This is a genomic window from Candidatus Pelagibacter sp., from assembly GCF_052049675.1.
In the GTDB taxonomy this organism is placed as follows: Bacteria; Pseudomonadota; Alphaproteobacteria; order Pelagibacterales; family Pelagibacteraceae; genus Pelagibacter.
The window spans coordinates 978,139-996,762 of sequence record NZ_JBNGZM010000001.1 but is presented as its reverse complement, the minus strand read 5'-3'; the positions used below and the strand labels follow the sequence as shown (position 1 = coordinate 996,762).

Annotated in this window: 19 protein-coding genes and 2 tRNA genes; 8 read left to right on the top strand and 13 right to left on the bottom strand. The window is 27.9% G+C overall.

What is annotated here, in order from left to right:
- Position 1: 1 nt before the first annotated feature.
- The 3 genes from lysA to argH are packed head-to-tail and all read right to left on the bottom strand — an operon-like array spanning position 2 to position 2,735.
- Positions 2-1,216, bottom strand: coding sequence for a diaminopimelate decarboxylase (gene lysA / locus ACTT9L_RS05410; RefSeq protein ID WP_440928294.1), 1,215 nt, complete (start codon positions 1,214-1,216; stop codon positions 2-4).
- Positions 1,216-1,347 carry a hypothetical protein gene (locus ACTT9L_RS05405; protein ID WP_440928293.1) on the bottom strand — a complete coding sequence of 44 codons (132 nt, stop codon included), beginning with the start codon at positions 1,345-1,347 and terminating at the stop codon, positions 1,216-1,218. The genes lysA and ACTT9L_RS05405 overlap by 1 nt, the downstream gene beginning before the upstream one ends.
- The gene (gene argH, locus ACTT9L_RS05400; protein ID WP_440928292.1) at positions 1,344-2,735 is read right to left on the bottom strand and encodes an argininosuccinate lyase; all 1,392 of its coding nucleotides are present in this window, start codon (positions 2,733-2,735) and stop codon (positions 1,344-1,346) included. Before argH ends, ACTT9L_RS05405 begins: the two co-directional genes overlap by 4 nt.
- 24 nt (positions 2,736-2,759) lie before the next feature.
- Here argH and ACTT9L_RS05395 point away from each other — a divergent pair, with 24 nt between their 5' ends.
- Positions 2,760-3,269 carry a TlpA family protein disulfide reductase gene (locus ACTT9L_RS05395; protein ID WP_440928291.1) on the top strand — a complete coding sequence of 170 codons (510 nt, stop codon included), beginning with the start codon at positions 2,760-2,762 and terminating at the stop codon, positions 3,267-3,269.
- On the opposite strand, the gene ACTT9L_RS05390 is transcribed toward ACTT9L_RS05395, so the two are convergent.
- Positions 3,266-3,469: a twin transmembrane helix small protein gene (locus ACTT9L_RS05390; RefSeq protein WP_271559654.1), complete on the bottom strand. Its 204-nt coding sequence runs from the start codon at positions 3,467-3,469 to the stop codon at positions 3,266-3,268. The two genes, ACTT9L_RS05395 and ACTT9L_RS05390, sit on opposite strands and share 4 nt — an antisense overlap.
- Before the next feature lie 51 nt (positions 3,470-3,520).
- Between ACTT9L_RS05390 and ACTT9L_RS05385 the strand changes: the two genes are divergently transcribed.
- Entirely contained in the window at positions 3,521-4,171 is a 651-nt protein-coding gene (locus ACTT9L_RS05385; RefSeq protein ID WP_440928290.1) for an alpha/beta hydrolase, read from the top strand.
- Positions 4,172-4,219: 48 nt separating this feature from the next.
- On the top strand, positions 4,220-4,789 hold the full coding sequence (locus ACTT9L_RS05380) for an HNH endonuclease (protein ID WP_440928289.1): 570 nt from the start codon (positions 4,220-4,222) through the stop codon (positions 4,787-4,789).
- Here ACTT9L_RS05380 and ACTT9L_RS05375 read toward each other — a convergent pair.
- From ACTT9L_RS05375 to ACTT9L_RS05365, 3 genes are read right to left on the bottom strand one after another with little or no spacing between them, the layout of a single operon-like run.
- On the bottom strand, positions 4,786-5,319 hold the full coding sequence (locus tag ACTT9L_RS05375; protein ID WP_440928288.1) for a demethoxyubiquinone hydroxylase family protein: 534 nt from the start codon (positions 5,317-5,319) through the stop codon (positions 4,786-4,788). The genes ACTT9L_RS05380 and ACTT9L_RS05375 overlap by 4 nt on opposite strands.
- Positions 5,303-5,788 carry a disulfide bond formation protein B gene (locus ACTT9L_RS05370; protein WP_440928287.1) on the bottom strand — a complete coding sequence of 162 codons (486 nt, stop codon included), beginning with the start codon at positions 5,786-5,788 and terminating at the stop codon, positions 5,303-5,305. Before ACTT9L_RS05370 ends, ACTT9L_RS05375 begins: the two co-directional genes overlap by 17 nt.
- A complete protein-coding gene (locus ACTT9L_RS05365; protein ID WP_440928286.1) occupies positions 5,788-6,387 on the bottom strand; it encodes a YqaA family protein in 600 nt (199 codons plus the stop codon). The genes ACTT9L_RS05370 and ACTT9L_RS05365 overlap by 1 nt, the downstream gene beginning before the upstream one ends.
- A gap of 61 nt (positions 6,388-6,448) precedes the next feature.
- Here ACTT9L_RS05365 and ACTT9L_RS05360 point away from each other — a divergent pair.
- Together ACTT9L_RS05360 and ACTT9L_RS05355 are read left to right on the top strand one after the other, a co-directional pair.
- Positions 6,449-6,533, top strand: a tRNA-Leu gene (locus tag ACTT9L_RS05360).
- A gap of 7 nt (positions 6,534-6,540) precedes the next feature.
- Entirely contained in the window at positions 6,541-8,271 is a 1,731-nt protein-coding gene (locus ACTT9L_RS05355) for an AMP-dependent synthetase/ligase (protein ID WP_440928285.1), read from the top strand.
- A 353-nt stretch (positions 8,272-8,624) separates the two neighbouring features.
- Here ACTT9L_RS05355 and ACTT9L_RS05350 read toward each other — a convergent pair whose 3' ends face one another.
- The 4 genes from ACTT9L_RS05350 to ACTT9L_RS05335 are packed head-to-tail and all read right to left on the bottom strand — an operon-like array spanning position 8,625 to position 12,711.
- On the bottom strand, positions 8,625-9,554 hold the full coding sequence (locus ACTT9L_RS05350) for a CarD family transcriptional regulator (RefSeq protein ID WP_440928284.1): 930 nt from the start codon (positions 9,552-9,554) through the stop codon (positions 8,625-8,627).
- Positions 9,496-9,822: a ferredoxin FdxA gene (gene fdxA / locus ACTT9L_RS05345; protein ID WP_440928283.1), complete on the bottom strand. Its 327-nt coding sequence runs from the start codon at positions 9,820-9,822 to the stop codon at positions 9,496-9,498. The genes ACTT9L_RS05350 and fdxA overlap by 59 nt, the downstream gene beginning before the upstream one ends.
- Positions 9,819-10,229 carry a TerB family tellurite resistance protein gene (locus ACTT9L_RS05340; protein ID WP_440928282.1) on the bottom strand — a complete coding sequence of 137 codons (411 nt, stop codon included), beginning with the start codon at positions 10,227-10,229 and terminating at the stop codon, positions 9,819-9,821. Before ACTT9L_RS05340 ends, fdxA begins: the two co-directional genes overlap by 4 nt.
- A gap of 1 nt (position 10,230) precedes the next feature.
- Positions 10,231-12,711: a helicase-related protein gene (locus ACTT9L_RS05335; protein ID WP_440928281.1), complete on the bottom strand. Its 2,481-nt coding sequence runs from the start codon at positions 12,709-12,711 to the stop codon at positions 10,231-10,233.
- A 173-nt stretch (positions 12,712-12,884) separates the two neighbouring features.
- On the opposite strand from ACTT9L_RS05335, the gene ACTT9L_RS05330 reads away from it, so the two are divergent.
- The 3 genes from ACTT9L_RS05330 to ACTT9L_RS05320 all read left to right on the top strand — a co-directional run bounded on the left by ACTT9L_RS05330 (position 12,885) and on the right by ACTT9L_RS05320 (position 17,971).
- Complete coding sequence (locus tag ACTT9L_RS05330; RefSeq protein ID WP_440928280.1) at positions 12,885-14,846, top strand: acetoacetate--CoA ligase; 1,962 nt, start codon at positions 12,885-12,887, stop codon at positions 14,844-14,846.
- Positions 14,847-14,926: 80 nt separating this feature from the next.
- Complete coding sequence (locus ACTT9L_RS05325) at positions 14,927-15,934, top strand: TAXI family TRAP transporter solute-binding subunit (RefSeq protein ID WP_440928279.1); 1,008 nt, start codon at positions 14,927-14,929, stop codon at positions 15,932-15,934.
- A 51-nt stretch (positions 15,935-15,985) separates the two neighbouring features.
- Positions 15,986-17,971 carry a TRAP transporter permease gene (locus ACTT9L_RS05320; RefSeq protein ID WP_440928278.1) on the top strand — a complete coding sequence of 662 codons (1,986 nt, stop codon included), beginning with the start codon at positions 15,986-15,988 and terminating at the stop codon, positions 17,969-17,971.
- 5 nt (positions 17,972-17,976) lie between these two features.
- Here ACTT9L_RS05320 and ACTT9L_RS05315 read toward each other — a convergent pair whose 3' ends face one another.
- Positions 17,977-18,402, bottom strand: coding sequence for a PaaI family thioesterase (locus tag ACTT9L_RS05315; protein WP_440928277.1), 426 nt, complete (start codon positions 18,400-18,402; stop codon positions 17,977-17,979).
- Between the two features lie 119 nt (positions 18,403-18,521).
- A tRNA-Arg gene (locus ACTT9L_RS05310) sits at positions 18,522-18,598 on the bottom strand.
- Positions 18,599-18,624 lie beyond the last annotated feature (26 nt).

The following is an 18,624-nucleotide window of genomic DNA, read 5'->3' as shown; positions in this document are numbered from 1 at the left end:
GCTAAATTATATCTTTATGCTTTTGTCTTTTTCTTATTACTTTAATTTTTGATCCCTTTATTAATAATTCTATTGGTTTAGGTCTTAAATTATAATTTGAGCTAAGTGACATTCCATAAGCTCCCACATCACATATTGCTATCAAATCTTTTTCATTCAATACTTGAAATTTTTTTAATGTAACAAATTTATCTGTACTTTCACAAATAGGACCTACAAATTCATATGGCTTTTTAGATGTTTTGTTAGATTTTGTAACAGGTAAAGTTTTATGAAATGCACCATACAAAGCAGGTCTCATTAAATCATTCATTGCTGCATCTAAAATTATAAATTTTTTACCTCCACTATCTTTAATATAGATTATTTTTGACACTAATGTCCCAGTATCGCCAATAATTGATCTACCTGGCTCAAATATAATTTTAACTTTATGTTTTTTTAAAAATTTAAGAATAGCTGTATTGTATTTTTTATAATTAAGTTTTTTATTTTTATCAGTGTAAGTAATGCCCATACCTCCACCTAAATCTATAAATTCAAATTTATGATTTGTTTTACTTAGAATTTGACTGACCGCTTTAAGCATTTTTTCATAAGGTCTATGGTCTAAAATTTGGCTGCCTATATGAACACTCAGACATTTTAAATCAATATTTTTTGAATTTTTGCAATAATTTATAATTTCATAGAAAGTATTTTTATTTACACCAAATTTATTTTCTTTTTTCCCAGTGGATATTTGACTTAATGTTTTTGCATCTGTGTTAGGGTTTAGTCTCACACCAATTTTTATTCTTTTATTTTTTGATTTTGCTATTCGATTTATTTCTTTTATTTCACTTAAAGACTCAGCGTTAATAAGCAAAATTTTTTTATCAATAGCAAAGCTGATTTCACTTGTTGTTTTACCAACACCGGAAAATACTATTTTGCTTGGATTAATTCCTGCTTTTAGTGCCATCATCAGTTCTCCTACTGAAACAACATCAGCACCTAATCCAAATTTTTTAATTTCTCTAATTATATTAATATTTGTGTTGGATTTTACCGCAAAGCAGATGAGTGGTGAAAACGATCTGAAGTTTTTTTTAAAATTATTAATATTTTCTTTTAATTTAGAATAGGAGTAAGAATAAAATGGAGTTCCAAATTTATTTGCAATTTTTTGGAGATTAATTTTTTCTATTGTTAGGGTTTTATTTATATATTTCATTAAACTAAGTTAGCTGAAACTTTTTTTATTTCTGCTTTTTTATCTGGGTCTACGTATTTAGGATCACCTTTTTTTCCACAAGAAATAATGGCACAAAATAACAATATAATTAATGTAAATTTTTTAATCATTTTTCTCTTTTATATTTCATTATCATTTTTTTAATATTATCAAAAGAAGTTCCACCATAAGATTTTTTCGAATTAATTGAATTTTTTAAATTAAATACTTTTAATACATCTTCTTTAAGTTTGGGTTCAATTTTCTTTAATTCATCTAAAGTTAATTCATTTAACTTCTTTTTTCTTTTTTCAGCCAAATTAACTACAGCAGCAGTTTTTTGGTATGCTTTTCTAAAAGACATTGAGTGATTTTTTACTAGATAGTCAGCTAAATCGGTGGCTGTAATATATCCAGAATTAGCAAGTTCTAACATTTTACTCTTATTTGGATTACAATTTTTTAGTATTTCATCACAAATTTTTAAACAATTATTTAGATTGTCGTAAGATTTGAAAACAATCTCCTTATCGTCTTGCAGATCTTTAAAATAAGAAAGTGGTAAGCCTTTTAAAATTGTAAGCATCGAAAATAAATTTCCATAAGCACTTCCTGATTTACCACGCAAGTACTCTAAAAGATCAGGATTCTTCTTTTGTGGCATTATAGAAGATCCGGTAACAACTTTATCAGATAAATTGATTAAGTTAAAAGCATCCGAATTCCAAATAATCAACTCCTCAGCAATTCTAGAAATATGCATAGCACACACAGATGAAGCGTATAAAAAATCCAAAACAAAATCTCTATCTGAAACTGTATCAACTGAATTATTTGTAGGTATTTTAAAACCAAGTTTTTTGGATGTATAATTTCTATCTATATTAAATGATGTTCCTGCTAAAGCCGCAACACCCAATGGATTTTCATTTAAACTGTCTAAATTATTAGAAAATCTCTTTTTGTCTCTATTAAACATTTCTACATAAGACATTAAATAATGTGCAAAAGAGATAGCTTGTGCATTTTTAAGATGTGTAAATCCAGGCATAATGGTTTCCACATTTTTTTCAGCTAACTTAATTGTACTCTTAATAACTTTATTAATGTTATTATTTATTTCGTTGGTTGATTTTTTCATCCAAATTTTAAAATCAGTAATTACTTGATCATTTCTTGATCTTGCAGTGTGAACGTATCCAGCATCTTCACCTATAATTTGAAAAAGTCTCTTTTCGATATTCATATGAATATCTTCATATTTTTTATTAAACTCAAATTTATTGTTTGTTATTTCCTTGTCAATTTTTGTTAGTCCATAAATAATTTTATTTTTTATTTTGAATGAAATTATTTTTTGTTTAAAAAGCATCTCAACATGAGCAATTGATACCTGGATATCTTCTTTATAAAGTCTTTTATCAATATCTATTGAATTACCCACTTTTTGAAACAAACTTGATGCATTTTTTTTTATTCGTGTGTTCCAGATTGCTTGGTTGTTTTTATTTTTTGCCATGATATTTAATTATACCTTTTTAACATGAGATTTTTAATAATATTTATTTTTTTGATAACAAATGTTGTAGCTGAAGAACTACCTGGTATTAAAAATATAGTAATCCATAAAATACCAAAAACATACGATAATGTTATTTTTTTAGACAAAAATGATCAAAAAATTAATATCAATGAATATAAGGGTAATCTTTTGATATTGAATTTTTGGGCGGTCTGGTGTGAACCTTGCAAAGAAGAAATGCCATCTTTAGATAAACTCCAAGCTAATCCAGAATTGGATAAAATAAAAATTTTTCCAATTAATATTGGAAAAGAAACTTTAGATAAAGTTAATAAATTTTTTATAAATCTTAACATTAAAAACTTCGAACCTTATTTTGATCCACCTACAACATTAGCAAAAAAGTTTTCTTTAAGAGGTGTCCCTACAACAATTCTAATTAATAAAGAGGGCCAAGAATTTGCTAGAATTATGGGTTCAATTAATTTTGAAGATAAAAATTTTATTAATTGGATAAAAAAATATAACTAATTTTTAAAAAAATAAGCAAAGCCAACTAAAGCAATAATAGCAATAAACTGTAAAATAACTCTTAATTGCATTAATTTATTTGAATATTTTTTACTTGTCTCTCCTCCCTTAAAAAGAGTTCCGATACCTAAGATTAAAACTACTCCAACAGCTATCAAAAGGGCTATTGATAAAACTTTTACTAATATTCCTGAAATCATTTTTTTTTATTTTAGATTGTGTTTTGACATAAAAAACATAATTTATCTACTATGACATTTTGCCTAGAATCCATAATTATTAAACCAGAAAATGGTATTGAAATTAAAAATGCAATTATTTTGCTTCATGGCTATGGAGGTGATGGAAAGGATATTAGCATGTTATCTTTAAACTGGAAGAGACATATGCCTAATACAGTCTTTATTTGTCCAAATGGTCACGAGCCATGTGCTATAAATCCCTCCGGTTATCAATGGTTTGATTTAACAAAAGAGGATTCTAATTACATATTAGAGCAATCAATTAAAGCTGAAGAAGTATTAAAAAAATTTATTAATGAAATAAAAAAAGAGTTCAAGTTATCAAATAATCAAATATGTTTATCAGGATTCAGCCAAGGATGCATGATGTCTATAAATGTTGGTCTTACATTTGGAGAAAATTTTTTATGTATAGTCGGTTTTTCTGGAAAGATAATAAATCAAAATGATTTAAAAAATAGAATCAATAATAGAACTGAAACATTACTTATACATGGTGAAGCTGATCAAATTGTCCCATCTACCCATTTACTGGAAGCAAAAGATTTTTTAATTAGAAATAATGTTAAAGTTGATACACTATTAATAAAAAATTGTGATCATCATATTCCTATTGAAGCATCAAGTACAGCTTTAAATTTTATTTTAAAAAAAATTTAACATCTCTTATTATTGATAAAATTCTTCAACTAAGTTAAAATTAAATTAATGAATAACTTTATTGAACAAAATGTTTCATTAGAAAAGTGCCCTGCATTAGTCCTCAATGCAGATTATAGACCCCTGAGTTACTACCCTTTATCTTTGTGGTCATGGCAGGATACGGTCAAATCTGTTTTTCTGGATCGAGTTATTATTGTTAGTAATTATGATAGAACTATAAGAAGTCCATCATTTAATATGAGATTACCAAGTGTTATCGCATTAAAGGATTATATTGTTCCTCAAAGCAAACCAAGTTTTACTAGATTTAATGTGTTTTTAAGAGATAAATTTTCCTGTCAATATTGCGGAAGCAATGAAGAGTTAACTTTTGATCATTTATTACCTAGATCAAAAGGAGGTGAAACTAATTGGGATAATGTTGTAACAGCCTGTTCTGCATGCAATGTAAAAAAGGGTGGAAAACTATTAAAACATTCAGGTATGAAATTACATCAGCACCCTTATCGACCATCAACAGAGGATCTACATAAAAATGGCAAACATTTTCCACCAAATTTTTTACACAAAAGCTGGATGGATTACCTATATTGGGATGTAGAACTAGTGTCTTAAATTTTCTCAGAAATATTTATTGCAATTTTTGATCCAGTTTTAATAATTTTATCTAATATAGAGTAAGGACCTTCTTTTGTTGCACCCTTTTCATAAGCAATATCTTTATGACTTAATTCATCTTCTCTAAATTTAATAATTTTTTTTTTAAGTTTTGGTTCACTTTTATCAAGTTGTTTTATTTGGTTTAAATAATGCTCATCTATAACTTCTTCAACAGAAGCAGTGCAAAGCATAGCTGCTTTCTTTCCAAGCAAAGTTGAACCAAAACCTAATCCTACACCTAATAAATCCCATAAGGGTAAAAATTTTGTTGGTTTTATATTTCTTTTTTTAATTTCTTCTTCAAAATAATCAGAATGTTCTTTTTCATGAATTTTCATTTCCTCAATTGTTTTTTTTAAATTTTCATCTTTAACTAATGTGTTTAGAGCTAGCAACTGTCCTTCATAAATTTTAACAGCACCACGTTCTCCAGCATGATCAACTCTAATAAACTCTTCTATTCTTTTTTTACTTATTGTTTTCATAATCTAAATAAATCTTTGCACCACTAATAGTTATTAGTAAAGAAATCAAAATATTATAACTTGTAAGCGATAATCCCATAATTTTAAATGTCACATCTTTGCAGCTTATATTTTTTTCTTGTAATTGTTTTAATATGTTCTCTTTAGATATTAAATCTGACCCTTTTTTTAAATCGCAAACTAACGACTCCTCAATGAAACCTTGCTCAATACCTAGATGATATAAAGATAAAATTGTAGCAGCTAAAAAAACCAAGATAAGCAAAAGTATAAAATATTTTTCAAGATGAATAAATTTATAATTTAGTACAATAATTATTATAGCCATTAAGTATGGTATTCTCTCTAAAATACATAGGTTACAAGGTTGATGACCTAAAACATATTCAATAAAAAATGCCGAAGATAAAGCAATAATGCTGATTAAAAAAATTAATTTTAGAGTAATTGTTTTGTTAATCTCAACCATTAAATTTCAAAAAATAAATAAATAATAATAAATATTATAACTATAATAATTCCAATTATTGTGAACCATTTTGATCCATATTTTTCCATGTACTCTGTAAATAATTCTCCAAATTTATAAGATAAAAAGGCAACTATAAAAAATCTCAGGCTTCTTGAAATTAAGCTAACAATTATAAAAATAGGAAGATTAAAAGCAATTAAGCCACTTGAGATCGTAAAGGCTTTATAAGGTAATGGTGTAAAGCCAGCTAAAAAAAGAATACTCAGCCATACGAGGAAACCACTACCTTGAGACATGCTTAATTTTAAATTTTCAACTTTATCTTGATAACCGTAAAATTCGATTACATACATTGCTAAATCAAAAAATAGATACCCAATTAAATATCCAAAAATTCCACCAAGGACTGAAAATATTGATGCTATTAAAAAAATTTTCAAATATTCCTTTTTTTTAGCAATAACCATTGGGATTATCATTGCATCTGGAGGTATAGGAAAAAAAGAACTTTCTATAAAAGATACAAGCCCTAAATAAAAATTTGAACTTTTATGTGCAGCTAATTCTAAACATTTTTTGTAAAGTGTTTGAAACATTTTTTGGTTTTAATATAAATTTAGTTCTTATACTATTAAATATAATTTAATTGAATACCAAGGGCGAATGGCGGAATTGGTAGACGCGCACGACTCAAAATCGTGTTTCGCAAGAAGTGAGAGTTCGATTCTCTCTTCGCCCACCACGTAATTATGAATATAAATAATTTAAATAATTTGATCGAATTGTTTGTAAATCAAGCAAATAAACAAAATAAAAAAGATATTTTTTTAGAATGGCTAAATTCAAGTAATAAAAAAACATATACATGGGAACAAACTGAAATGAATATTTTAAAATTATCAAAAGTTATAAAAGAAAATATAAAAGAAGGTGATAGATGTCTTTTAGTTTCAGAGAATAGACCCGAATGGTTTGTTTGTGATTTAGCTATTATGGTTGCCGGTGGAATTACAGTTCCAGCATATACAACTTATATGGAAGGTGATTATAAGTATTTGATTGAAGATTGTGAACCAAGCTTAGTTATTGTTTCAAATAATGAAATGTTAAAAAAATTAAATAATTCAATTAATGAAAAAGACTTCATCAAAAAAGTTATTACTTTGGATGAAATAGATAAAGTAACAAATAATTTAAATTTAATTAATAAAGAAAAATACTTAGATTTTAACTTAATAATTGAGAATAATTTATTAGAGGAAGATAAAATCGAAAATAATAAATTAAACAGAAAGTCTCCAGCATGTATTATTTATACTTCAGGAACTGGAGGGAATCCTAAAGGAGTAATTTTGAGTCATGGTGGAATTTTGAATAATGTTGAGGGATCGTGTGGAATTATAAAACCATTATTTAACTCAAGACCAGTATTTTTAACTTGGCTTCCGCTTTCTCATTCTTATGAGCACTGTGTTCAATTTGTACAAATAGCAGTAGGAGCTAAAGTATTTTATGCTGAAAAAATTGAAAAACTTCTAGACAATATTTCTGAGGCAAAACCTACGCTTATGACTGCTGTTCCAAGGTTCTATCAGAACCTTTACAACAAAATAAACATTAATTTAAAAAAACAAACGGGTCTTAAAGCAAAATTAATTGAAGTAACTCTTCGTCTGGGGAGAAAAAAACTATTAAATCAAAAAATGACTTTTTATGAAAAATTGCTCGATTTTATGGTTGATAAATTAGTTAGAAAGAAAGTAAAAAAACAATTTGGTGGAAATTTAAAAGCTTTCGTTTCAGGTGGTGGTGCTTTAGATAAAGAAATAGGTGAATTTTTAAATGCTATAGGATTACCGACACTTCAGGGATACGGCTTAACAGAAACATCACCAGTAGTAAGTTGCAATCCAATACATAAAATTAAAGTAGAAACTGTAGGACCTCCATTTAAAGGAAATGAGGTTAAAATTGCAGAAGACGGAGAAATATTAGTTAAAGGTGAAAATGTAATGTTAGGATATTGGAATAAAAAAGAAGAAACTGATAAAGTAATAATAAATGGATGGCTTCATACTGGTGATATTGGAGAGATAGATCCAAATGACGGTTATTTAAAAATTACCGATAGAAAAAAAGATATCATAGTAAGTGCTGGAGGTGATAATATTTCACCAGCTAAAATCGAAAATATGATCACGAATGAGCCTGAGATAGATCAATGTATGGTTTATGGTGACAAAAAAAATTATTTAGTAGCTTTAATTGTACCTAATAAAGATTTTTTGAATGAAAAAGAAAAAATAAATCAAGTAGTTGAAAAAATAAATGCAAAATTAACTTTATTAGAAAAGATAAAAAGAATTCAATTAATAGATGAAAATTTTTCTATTGAAAATGGTTTAATGACACCAACAATGAAAGTAAAAAGAAAAAAAGTTACTGAAAAATATAAAAATCAGCTAGAAAATCTTTATTAAATTACTTAAATAAAATTGTTTATTAGCCGCATAAACATTAACTAAATTAGTAAAAAAAAGTTTTATAAAAATAAAAAATTAAAAATAATTTTCATAAAATTTTACTTTTAATTAAAGAATTGACATAACTTATAGAAAAAAATAAAAATATGTTAACAGCGAATCAATTTGATTCGTTTAACTAAAAAAGGGAGCTAAAGATGCCTAAGAAAAGAAAAAAAGCGGCAAAGAAAACTAAGAAAAAAGCTAAGAAAAAAGCTAAGAAAAAAGCAAAAAAAAGAAGAAGAAAATAGTAACTTAGTATTCTTTACAAAAAACGCTTCTCATTACAATTTGTATGAGAGGCGTTTTTTTTACTCGTCAATCGCTTCATCGTTATCAGAAATTGGCTCGTCCACAGGTAGTTCACTAGTTGCAGGTTTTGCAGGAGCTACTGGCTGGGGTTGCCCACCTATATTTCTTTTCAGTGCTTTGTCTAATTTTTTCTGAGTATCCTCTAAAGAAACATTTAAGACAATCTGAAATTCAGACAAAATTCTTTCATAAGCCTTTTCAAATAGTTGTCTTTCACTATAAGACTGATCTACCATAAGATCATCACCTTTATTTAAATCTCTGACTACTTCAGCCAATTCATATATTTTTCCAGAAGATATTTTCGCTTCATACTCTTGTGCTCTTCTACTCCACATTGATCTCTTAATTTTTGGTTTACTTTTTAATATTGAAATACATTTGTTAACTTGATTAATAGTTGCTAACGGCCTTAAGTGAGATTGCTTGTTTACAGGGACCATTCCATTAGCTTTATCTTTTTCAAATTTAATAACATATGTTTCAACATCAATTCCACCAATGTTAATTTTTTTAGATTCAGTAATTTGCCCCACTCCATGCTTTGGATAAACAACATGATCTTTAATTTTGTATTCCCTTTTTTCAGTCTCTTGTTTTTTAACTTTTTTTATTTCAGGCTTAACTTCGTTGGTTTTTGAAATTCTTAAATTATCTACTTTTGTTTCAGCTGTTGATTCTGTAACTTTAACATTTTTTTTTATTTTAGTTGTTTTGGGTAAAACTTTTTTAACAACTTTTTTGACTTTTTTTGAAATTATTTTTTTAAGCTTTTTAGTTTTTACTGTTCTTTTAGCTTTTACTGTTTTTTTGGTTTTTACAACTTTCTTTTTCGAAACTTTTTTTTTCACTTTTTTATCTGTTTTGCCTCTAAAGATTTTCTTTAAAATATTTTTCGTACTTATTTTGCTCATTTTTAAATTTCTCATGATCCGCAGGTGGATCTTTTTTTTCACTTATGTTAGGCCAGATTTCAGAGTATTTTTTATTGATCTCTAACCATTTTTCACTTCCAGGTTCAGTGTCTGCTTTTATGGCATCGACGGGACATTCTGGCTCGCAAACGCCACAATCTATACACTCATCGGGTTTAATTACAAGCATATTATTACCTTCGTAAAAGCAATCAACTGGGCAGACATCAACACAGTCTGTTAGTTTGCACTTAATACAATTGTCGTTAACAATATATGTCATTTTGAATTTTGTTTAATTTTTTCTTTAATATCGCCCATTGTTTTATTGTCAATATAAAGTAATCCCGCAAGTCGTCTCATTAAATTAGTTTCATATATGTCAGCATCTTTATTTGAATAAATTATAGACCATAAAGCCTCTACGATTTTTATTTTGTCTTGTTCAGGTAAATTTTTTACTTCTTTAGTAAAATCTAATATTTGATTTGAGTTTTCTTCAATTTTTTTTGCTTCTTCAATTGTTTTAGAAATATTTTCATCTTCTACACCAAGCTCTTTAAGTGTTTTCTTGATAATTTCTTCCTCTTTATCTGTATAATTCTCATCTATTTTAGCAGCATGAATTAATAAAGCACAAATTTTAGGAAGAAAATTATTATTTATTTTTTCATCTTTTTTAAAAAACATTTTAATTTAAATTTAAATTTTTTAATATTTTAAATGGATTTTCATTTGAAATCTTCTTTGTAGTAATTTTTTTAAATTTCTTAGTTGGACTGTATTTAAAAAATGTTTCATCTTCTTTTTCAAATATTTTATAATTCATTTTTTGAAGTAATTTTTTGAATTTATCTTTACTACATCCTAAAAGATTTAACATTTCAGGAACTAATTTTATTTCAGAATTTTCTTTTGAATTAGAATTTATTATTAACACAAACAATCTTTCCAAAATATCAATCCTTACAAAAAAATTATCAAATCTTTCAAATCCACACAAAAGCATAAAGTTTTTATTTCTTATTTTTTTATCATCTAAAAAATTCAAGCCGAAGGTAGGTGGTTTTAAATTATGAAATTTTTGATAAAAATTTTTCCATAATAATGTTCGCAAAGATACTGCTTCAGGCTTAATTAATTGATAAAGGAAAACATGATACCTTCCAAACTTTACCCCTAAGTCTCTAAGAATTTTTCTCTCATTTTGTTCTAGGTTTTTTAAGTATTCAGAAACTTGGTCCCGTTTTAATACACCATTATTTTCATAGAGTTGGTATGCCAGTGCTTTAATTGATGAATTATTTTCTTTTATATTTTTTAAATCAATTAAACTTTTGAGAACATTGTTTATTTTTGAATGTATCCATTTGTTAATGTAATCGTTTAATTTCTGTTTAGTGTTTTGTCCAATAATATCATCAACTATTAAATCAAAATTAGGATTTAAATAGTCGCTACCTGTTGTTAATTTGGCAATTGGGAAATCATTCCAGTAAATTTTAAAGTCTTCATTCAAATGAATTAATCCTGTATCAATTATTGTTTGAACACGTTTTTCTAATTCTGGACCAATAGTTTGTCTTGCAGCTTTTTTTAAAGATTTAATATCTGTTTCCAAAGCACCTTTTTTCAGATCTAGTTCTAATTTTAGTCCTTTTATCTTTCCAATAAATTGATCGTCAATTTTAACATCGTTGTTTTGTAAAATTTCAGTTTTAAATTCCATATCTTGTTTTAAACCTCTAGCGAGTACACTTGCTCTTTTGTCAATAAAAGTTTTAGTAAGTTCTTCATGCAACCTATCTGAAAGTCTATCTTCTAAGTGTTTAGTTTTTTCTATCCAATAATTTTGGTTTTCTACCCAATTATTTTTATTCGAAACATATGACCAAGTTCTGACATTTGCAATTCTATTTGATAAAGAATCTACATTTCCATCTAATTTATCTAGTTTCATAAGCTGTAATCTCATATAATCTTCAGAAATTAGTCCTTTTTTGCTAGTTAAAAATTTAAATACATTCCCAACAACCTCAAAATGATTTCCGTAAGTTTTTTTTACAAAATCAGGTATTTGGCAACATTCCCATAAAAGCATTAAAGTTTTCTTATCAAATCCTATATTTAAAATTCTTTGATCTTTTAAAAAATATTTTAGAGCTTTTTCGTCCTCACATTCATGAATTTTTCTTAGCCATTCCACTTGAGGTTTTTCTTCTAAACTTCTGATCAAACTAATTGGATTATTGAAATTAAGATTAGAATTTCTCCAAAATAAAGTTCTAATTTCTTCAAATCTATGATTTTCTAATAACTCTACTTCTTCTGGAGATATTTCTTTACAATCCCCAGTAATACCAAAACTCCCATCGTTAAGATACCTGCCAGCTCTACCTGCTATTTGACCTATTTCTGCAAGATTTAATCTTCTTAATTTTTTTCCATCAAATTTCTTAACATTTGAAAAATAAACAAAATCTAAATCCATATTTATTCCCATACCAATTGCATCTGTTGCAACTAGAAAATCAACATCCCCAGATTGATATAGTTCAACTTGAGCATTTCTTGTTTTTGGACTTAGTGATCCCATTACAATAGCAGCACCACCCTTTTGTCTTCTTATTAACTCTGCAATCGCATAAACCTCCTCTGTCGAAAATGCAATGATTGCTGTTTTTCTGTCAATTCTTGATATTTTTTTGTGACCAGCGTAGGTAAGTTTAGATAATCTTTCTCTGTTGATAAATTCAATATCTCCATTCAATTTCGAGATGATATTTTTAATGGTACTTGAGCCCATCAGCATTGTAAGTTTTTCACCTCTCATATTTAAAAGTCTATCAGTAAAAATATGACCTCTTTCATGATCAGCACACATTTGGATTTCATCCACCCCAACAAATTCTAAATGTTTGTCAATTGGCATAGACTCAACTGTACATAAAAAATATTTAGCATTAGTTGGTATGATTTTTTCCTCTCCAGTTATTAATGCAACTTTATCCAAACTTATTTTATTGATTACTTTGTCATATACTTCTCTTGCTAATAATCTAAGTGGAAATCCAATCATTCCACTCTCAAAAGAAAGCATAGTTTCGATAGCAAGATGGGTTTTGCCTGTATTAGTAGGACCGAGAACAGCTGTAATTTTATTTTTAGTCATTTCTATCTTTTGTGCTTCTTTTTTTTTTCCTACCAGATATTGTTACTGCTAAAGAACAAAAATAGTCTAAAACATGACCGAATCGGAGGGTAAAAAGTTCTCATTTTATTTTAAATGTTAGTGAGATTATCATAAATAAGATTAATTTTATAACAGTAATTTAATTTAATAAAATGAGTAAAAAACTTTGGCAACCCCCTTTGAATGAAAAAAAAAATTCAAATTTATTTGCATTTGAAAATTACATTTCAAAAAAATTAAAAATAAAATTTAATAGAAATTATAAAAAATTATTAAATTGGAGTATTAAAAATTCACCTGAGTTTTGGAGTAAATTTTGGGATTTTAGCAAAATAAAAGGAACTAAAAGTAAAAAAAAAATTAGAAAATCAAAAACTTTTTATAAAAATTTATTTTTACCAGGTAGCAAACTAAATTTTGGTGAAAATTTATTATCAAAAAATAATAAAGAAAAAGCAGTAACTTTTATAAGTGAAAATGGGTTTAGAGAAGAAAGATCATGGAGGCAATTAAATTTTAATACTAATAAAATTTCAAAATTTTTAAAAAAAATAAATATTAAAAAAGGAGACAGAGTAGCAGCCTATATGCCAAATACTATTCAAACGGTTGAAGCATTCATTGCTACAACTTCCCTCGGTGGTATTTGGTCTTCTTGTAGTCCTGATTTTGGTTCTAAAGGTGTAATAGAAAGATTTTCTCAAATTAATCCAAAAGTTTTATTCATTACTGATCAATATTTTTATAATGGAAAAAAAATAGATGTTTTAAAAAGACTTCCAGAGATTTTAAAATTAATCCCATCAATTAAAAATGTTGTAATTAGTAATTATCCTGGAAAAAAATTTATTAAAAAAAAATTTAAATTTAAAAAAATTAATTTTTTTAAATGGAATGAATTAATACAAACTAATGCTGAAAAAATTAATTTTAAAAGATTTGATTTTGAAACAGAGTTAGCAATATTATATTCAAGTGGAACTACTGGAAAACCCAAATGTATTTGTCATAGATCTGGTGGTGTTTTAATCCAGCATATGAAGGAACATCAATTACATTGTAATATTAAAGAAAACGATAATGTTTTTTATTTTACTACTTGTGGATGGATGATGTGGAATTGGTTAGTTAGTTCATTAGCTTCTAAGGCATCTATTGTTCTGTTTGATGGATCTCCAATGTTTAAATCTGCTGATTTGCTTTTGAAAATAGCACAAAGAGAAAAAATAACTTTATTTGGAATAAGTGCTAAGTACGTAGATGCTTTAAGAAAGTTTAAACCAAAATTAAAATATAAATTCAAACTTAATAAATTAAGAACAATTTGCTCAACTGGGTCACCACTTTCACAGGAAAGTTTTAAATATGTTTATAAACACATTAAAAAAAATGTACACTTATCATCAATTTCTGGTGGTACTGACATTGTTTCATGCTTTGTGTTAGGAAATTTATATCAGCCAGTAAATATAGGAGAAATACAAAACAATGGTTTAGCTTTAGATGTAGATGTACTAAGTGATAAAGGGAAGTCTTTAAAAAATAGTAAAGGAGAACTTGTCTGTAAAAATCCCTTTCCATCAATGCCTTTAAAGTTTTGGAATGATAAAAATGATAGTAGGTTTAAGAGTGCCTATTTTAATAGATTTAAAAATATATGGCACCATGGAGATTACGCAGAGATAAAAAATAGTGGTGGGTATATAATTCATGGTAGATCAGACACCACCTTAAATCCAGGAGGTGTAAGACTTGGAACAGCAGAGATATATTCAGAAGTTGAAAAGTTTAAAGAAATAAAAGAGTCTATCGTTGTAGGACAATCATGGGATAATGATGTTAGAATAGTTTTATTTATTGTAATGAGCAAAAATTATTCATTAACAGCAGAATTAATTAACAAAATTAAATTAAAAATAAAAAAAAATGCATCTCCTAGACATGTTCCAAGTAAAATTATTGTTGTAAAAGATGTACCTCGAACAAAAAGTGGCAAAATAGTTGAACTTGCAGTTAAAAGTAAGATAGAAGGAAGTCAAATTAAAAACATTGAAGCTTTAGCAAATCCGGAAGCTCTTGAACAATATAGTAATTTAAAAGAATTAAGTATCTAAATATAAATTATTAGAATTCGATATTCTTAGATGATATGATTAATTAGTTTTTAATAAAAATATAAAATAGAAGGAGATTTATGTTTAAAAAATTATTTAGAACATTTGCAGTTTTTTTGTTTCTTTCAGGCTCTTTTCTAGGGAAAGCAATTTCTAATGAATTGACTTTTTTTACAATTGGTACTGGAGGAACTGCTTATACCTATTATCCAGTAGGAGGAATGATAGCCAATGCTATTTCAAAACCTCCAGGTTCAAGGGAATGTGGAAAAGGTGGAAGTTGCGGAGTTGATGGTTTGATTGCATCTGCCGTTTCCTCTAGAGGTTCAGTTGATAATGTAAACGCTATTATTTCAGGATTAAGAAATTCTGGATTTGCACAATCTGATGTTGCTTATTGGGCTTATACTGGAACAGGGACAATGGAAGGTAAGGAACCCGCAAAAGATTTGAGAACGATTGCGGCTTTATTTCAGGAACATATCCATTTAGTAGCTTTAAAAAAAAGTAATATTAATTCAGTAAAAGATTTAAAAGGAAAAAGAGTATCATTAGATGAGCCAGGCTCTGGAACATATGTAGATGCTAAATTAATCTTAGAGTCAAATGGATTAAGCACTAATGATGTTAAAGCAGAAGCTTTGAAAGGAAAGGCCGCAACTGATGCCTTAAGAAATGGTAAAGTTGATGCTATTTTTGTTGTAGCTGGCTATCCAACTGGTGCAATAGTTGAGCTTGCATCTGCAGTTGATATTAAATTAGTACCTATTGATGGTGCTGGAGCAAAAGCTCTAACTTCAAAATATGGTTTTTTTTCTGAAAGTCCAATACCATCAGGAACTTACGAAGGTGTTGATGCAGTTAATACCGTTGCTGTTGGTGCTCAGTGGTTTACATCAGCAAAAGAGGACACTGATTTAATATATAAAATAACAAAAGCTTTGTGGAATAAGGAGTCTAGAAAGCTAATGGATGTAGGACATGCAAAAGGGAAAACAATTACACCTGATACAGCCCTTTCGGGAGTAGGAGTACCATTACATCCTGGTGCAGAAAAGTTCTATAAAGAAGCAGGACTATTAAAATAATTAATAAAAAATATACTGCCCTAGATCCATTTTGATCTAGGGCATTTTTTCATGTCTGAGTTTAATATTTCACAAAAAAAAGTTTCTGATTTACAAAAAAGATATGAGGTTAAAACTAATGAGAGGGAATTAAAAAATGTTTTAAAATCTTTTGCTTTTTTAGTTTTAGCATTAATGTCTGTTTATCATTTCTATGCTTCTGGTTTTGGTACAATTAGAGAAATTTTGCATAGAGGAATACATATCTCTTTCGTTGTAGGTTTAGTTTTTATTTTTTATAGTTGGAAAAAAATTGATCATAGTAAAAAAAATTTTAATACACCTTTTATTGATATAATTCTTTCAATTTTAGTAGTTATTTCAGCTTTATATTTACCATTACTACCTCCAGAGATTTTAGCACCGAGGGTTGGTAATCCTGAAAATATAGATATTATAATGGGATCTTTCTTGATAGTATTGACTTTAGAGGCTGCAAGAAGATCAATTGGTTTTACTCTACCTTTTATTTGCGTGCTCTTTATTTTGTTTGCTATTTTTGGACCTTATTTTCCTGGTGCTTTAAAACATGGAGGCGCTAGTTGGGTTGGTTTTGTAAATCATATTTATCTTACTAATCAAGGAATCTATGGAATTGCTGTCGGGGTTATGGCTCAATATGTTTTTTTATTTATATTATTTGGTGTGCTTGCAACAAGAATTGGATTGGGCCAACTTTTTATTGATTTAGCTATGGTCATAGCAGGAAAATATTCTGGAGGTCCAGCAAAAGTTGCGATTTTTTCATCTGCTTTTTTAGGAACTATTTCTGGTTCATCTATCGCTAATACTGTTACGACTGGGTCTTTAACAATTCCAGCAATGAAAAAAGTTGGCTATCCACCACATTTTTCTGGAGCTGTTGAAGCAACAGCTTCTACAGGTGGCCAAATTACACCCCCAATACTCGGAGCTGCAGCATTTATAATGGTAGAATATTTAGAACTTCCACTTAGAGATATTTTAGCAGCAGCACTTATTCCTGCTTTACTTCATTATTTTGGCATATTTATAATGGTTCACCTGGAAGCTAAAAAGCTAGGCCTTAGAGGGTTAACAGATGAAGAAGTACCAAAATTTTTATCAGTAGTTAAAGATAACTGGTTGTCCTTGGCACCATTAATACTTTTAGTTTATTTAATTTTGATTGGTCGTACACCTGACTATGCTGCAGTAATTTCAATTATAGCATGCATATTAATTGGTTTTGTAAAAAAAACAAATAGACTTACAATTAAAGATCTCGTTCAGTGTTTATCACAAGGAGCAAAAAATACTTTAGCTGTTGGAGCTGCAGCTGCAGCGATCGGAATTATAGTTGGTGTTGTAACACTAACTGGTGTTGGATTTCGATTAGGATATGTTGTAATTCAAACAGCAGGTGACATAGGAGGTTTTTTTCTAAATTTTATTCCATTTGGTTTGCTAACTATTGAAGATTTGACACTTTTTTTCTCATTATTATTAATCGCTTTTTCTTGTATTTTTATGGGAACTGGGGTTCCAACAACTGCAACTTATATAATTTTAGTGGCTGTTGCAGCACCAGCATTAACACAACTAAATATTGAACCGATTGTTTCTCATTTCTTCGTTTTTTATTATGGTGTTTTAGCAGATATAACTCCCCCAGTAGCTCTTGCTGCTTATGCAGCTGCAGGAATAGCAGGTTCTAATCCTTTTAAAACAGGAAACACAGCATTTAGGTTAGGTATTGCCAAGGCATTAGTTCCATTTGTTTTTGTTTATTCACCATCTTTGTTATTGGTAGCCCAGGGTTTTGATATATACATTTTTTTTCAAACATTAATTTCTGCAATGATAGGAATAGGATTAATAGGAATAAGTTTTTCTGGCTATTGGTTAAAAAGTGTACCAATTTACCAACGTTGGTATTTAGGAGTGAATTCTTTATTTTTTATTGCCCCAGGAATTCTGAGTTCTATTTTAGGATTATTTTTGATATCTCCAGTAATTTTTTTACAACTTAAAAAATAATTTTTTTATCCTCCTGGTCCTAAATTAGAAGGCTTTATTTTAATAATTTTCCATACTCCTGATGCAGAGGTGATTATTTTATCATTACACTTTAGCTCACAAAATAAAAACACAAGAGTATTTGTTTTTTTTAAAATTTTTGTATATCCAATAATTTCATCTCCAACTTTTGAAGCTCCTATAAATTTTATATCTAAAGAGATAGTTACACATGGTGCATTTCCTGCAGCTCTATGCGCGGCTGTTCCTGCTCCTGCATCTATTAAAGCAGATAAATAACCTCCATGAGTTATTCCAGCAGCATTTAAATGATTTTCATTAATTATAGATTTAAATTCATATTCATTTTCTGAAATAGCTTTAAATAAAACACCCCCATTGTGTTTCATAAATCCAGGTTTAATACTTATTTGCTCAAATTTACTGCTCATAATTTTTTATAATATTAAAGTTAAAATTAATAAAATTATTAAAATAATTATAAAAAAATAAATTACTGATTGTTGTAAAGATGCATTCAAAAGCCAATTAAACATTTTTATTTCCTTTTTGGTGGACCGCCCAGAACTCGAATCTGGAATCTCCCGGTTCGTAGCCGAGCGCCTTATCCAATTTGGCCAGCGGTCCTTTTTAATAATATATCTCATATATCA

Excerpts from the sequence above, each read along its gene's own strand:
- lysA (WP_440928294.1), bottom strand. The coding sequence starts at position 1,216 with ATGAAATATATAAATAAAACCCTAACAATAGAAAAAATTAATCTCCAA.
- ACTT9L_RS05405 (WP_440928293.1), bottom strand. The coding sequence starts at position 1,347 with ATGATTAAAAAATTTACATTAATTATATTGTTATTTTGTGCCATTATT.
- argH (WP_440928292.1), bottom strand. The coding sequence starts at position 2,735 with ATGGCAAAAAATAAAAACAACCAAGCAATCTGGAACACACGAATAAAA.
- ACTT9L_RS05395 (WP_440928291.1), top strand. The coding sequence starts at position 2,760 with ATGAGATTTTTAATAATATTTATTTTTTTGATAACAAATGTTGTAGCT.
- ACTT9L_RS05390 (WP_271559654.1), bottom strand. The coding sequence starts at position 3,469 with ATGATTTCAGGAATATTAGTAAAAGTTTTATCAATAGCCCTTTTGATA.
- ACTT9L_RS05385 (WP_440928290.1), top strand. The coding sequence starts at position 3,521 with ATGACATTTTGCCTAGAATCCATAATTATTAAACCAGAAAATGGTATT.
- ACTT9L_RS05380 (WP_440928289.1), top strand. The coding sequence starts at position 4,220 with ATGAATAACTTTATTGAACAAAATGTTTCATTAGAAAAGTGCCCTGCA.
- ACTT9L_RS05375 (WP_440928288.1), bottom strand. The coding sequence starts at position 5,319 with ATGAAAACAATAAGTAAAAAAAGAATAGAAGAGTTTATTAGAGTTGAT.
- ACTT9L_RS05370 (WP_440928287.1), bottom strand. The coding sequence starts at position 5,788 with ATGGTTGAGATTAACAAAACAATTACTCTAAAATTAATTTTTTTAATC.
- ACTT9L_RS05365 (WP_440928286.1), bottom strand. The coding sequence starts at position 6,387 with ATGTTTCAAACACTTTACAAAAAATGTTTAGAATTAGCTGCACATAAA.
- ACTT9L_RS05355 (WP_440928285.1), top strand. The coding sequence starts at position 6,541 with ATGAATATAAATAATTTAAATAATTTGATCGAATTGTTTGTAAATCAA.
- ACTT9L_RS05350 (WP_440928284.1), bottom strand. The coding sequence starts at position 9,554 with ATGAGAAATTTAAAAATGAGCAAAATAAGTACGAAAAATATTTTAAAG.
- fdxA (WP_440928283.1), bottom strand. The coding sequence starts at position 9,822 with ATGACATATATTGTTAACGACAATTGTATTAAGTGCAAACTAACAGAC.
- ACTT9L_RS05340 (WP_440928282.1), bottom strand. The coding sequence starts at position 10,229 with ATGTTTTTTAAAAAAGATGAAAAAATAAATAATAATTTTCTTCCTAAA.
- ACTT9L_RS05335 (WP_440928281.1), bottom strand. The coding sequence starts at position 12,711 with ATGACTAAAAATAAAATTACAGCTGTTCTCGGTCCTACTAATACAGGC.
- ACTT9L_RS05330 (WP_440928280.1), top strand. The coding sequence starts at position 12,885 with ATGAGTAAAAAACTTTGGCAACCCCCTTTGAATGAAAAAAAAAATTCA.
- ACTT9L_RS05325 (WP_440928279.1), top strand. The coding sequence starts at position 14,927 with ATGTTTAAAAAATTATTTAGAACATTTGCAGTTTTTTTGTTTCTTTCA.
- ACTT9L_RS05320 (WP_440928278.1), top strand. The coding sequence starts at position 15,986 with ATGTCTGAGTTTAATATTTCACAAAAAAAAGTTTCTGATTTACAAAAA.
- ACTT9L_RS05315 (WP_440928277.1), bottom strand. The coding sequence starts at position 18,402 with ATGAGCAGTAAATTTGAGCAAATAAGTATTAAACCTGGATTTATGAAA.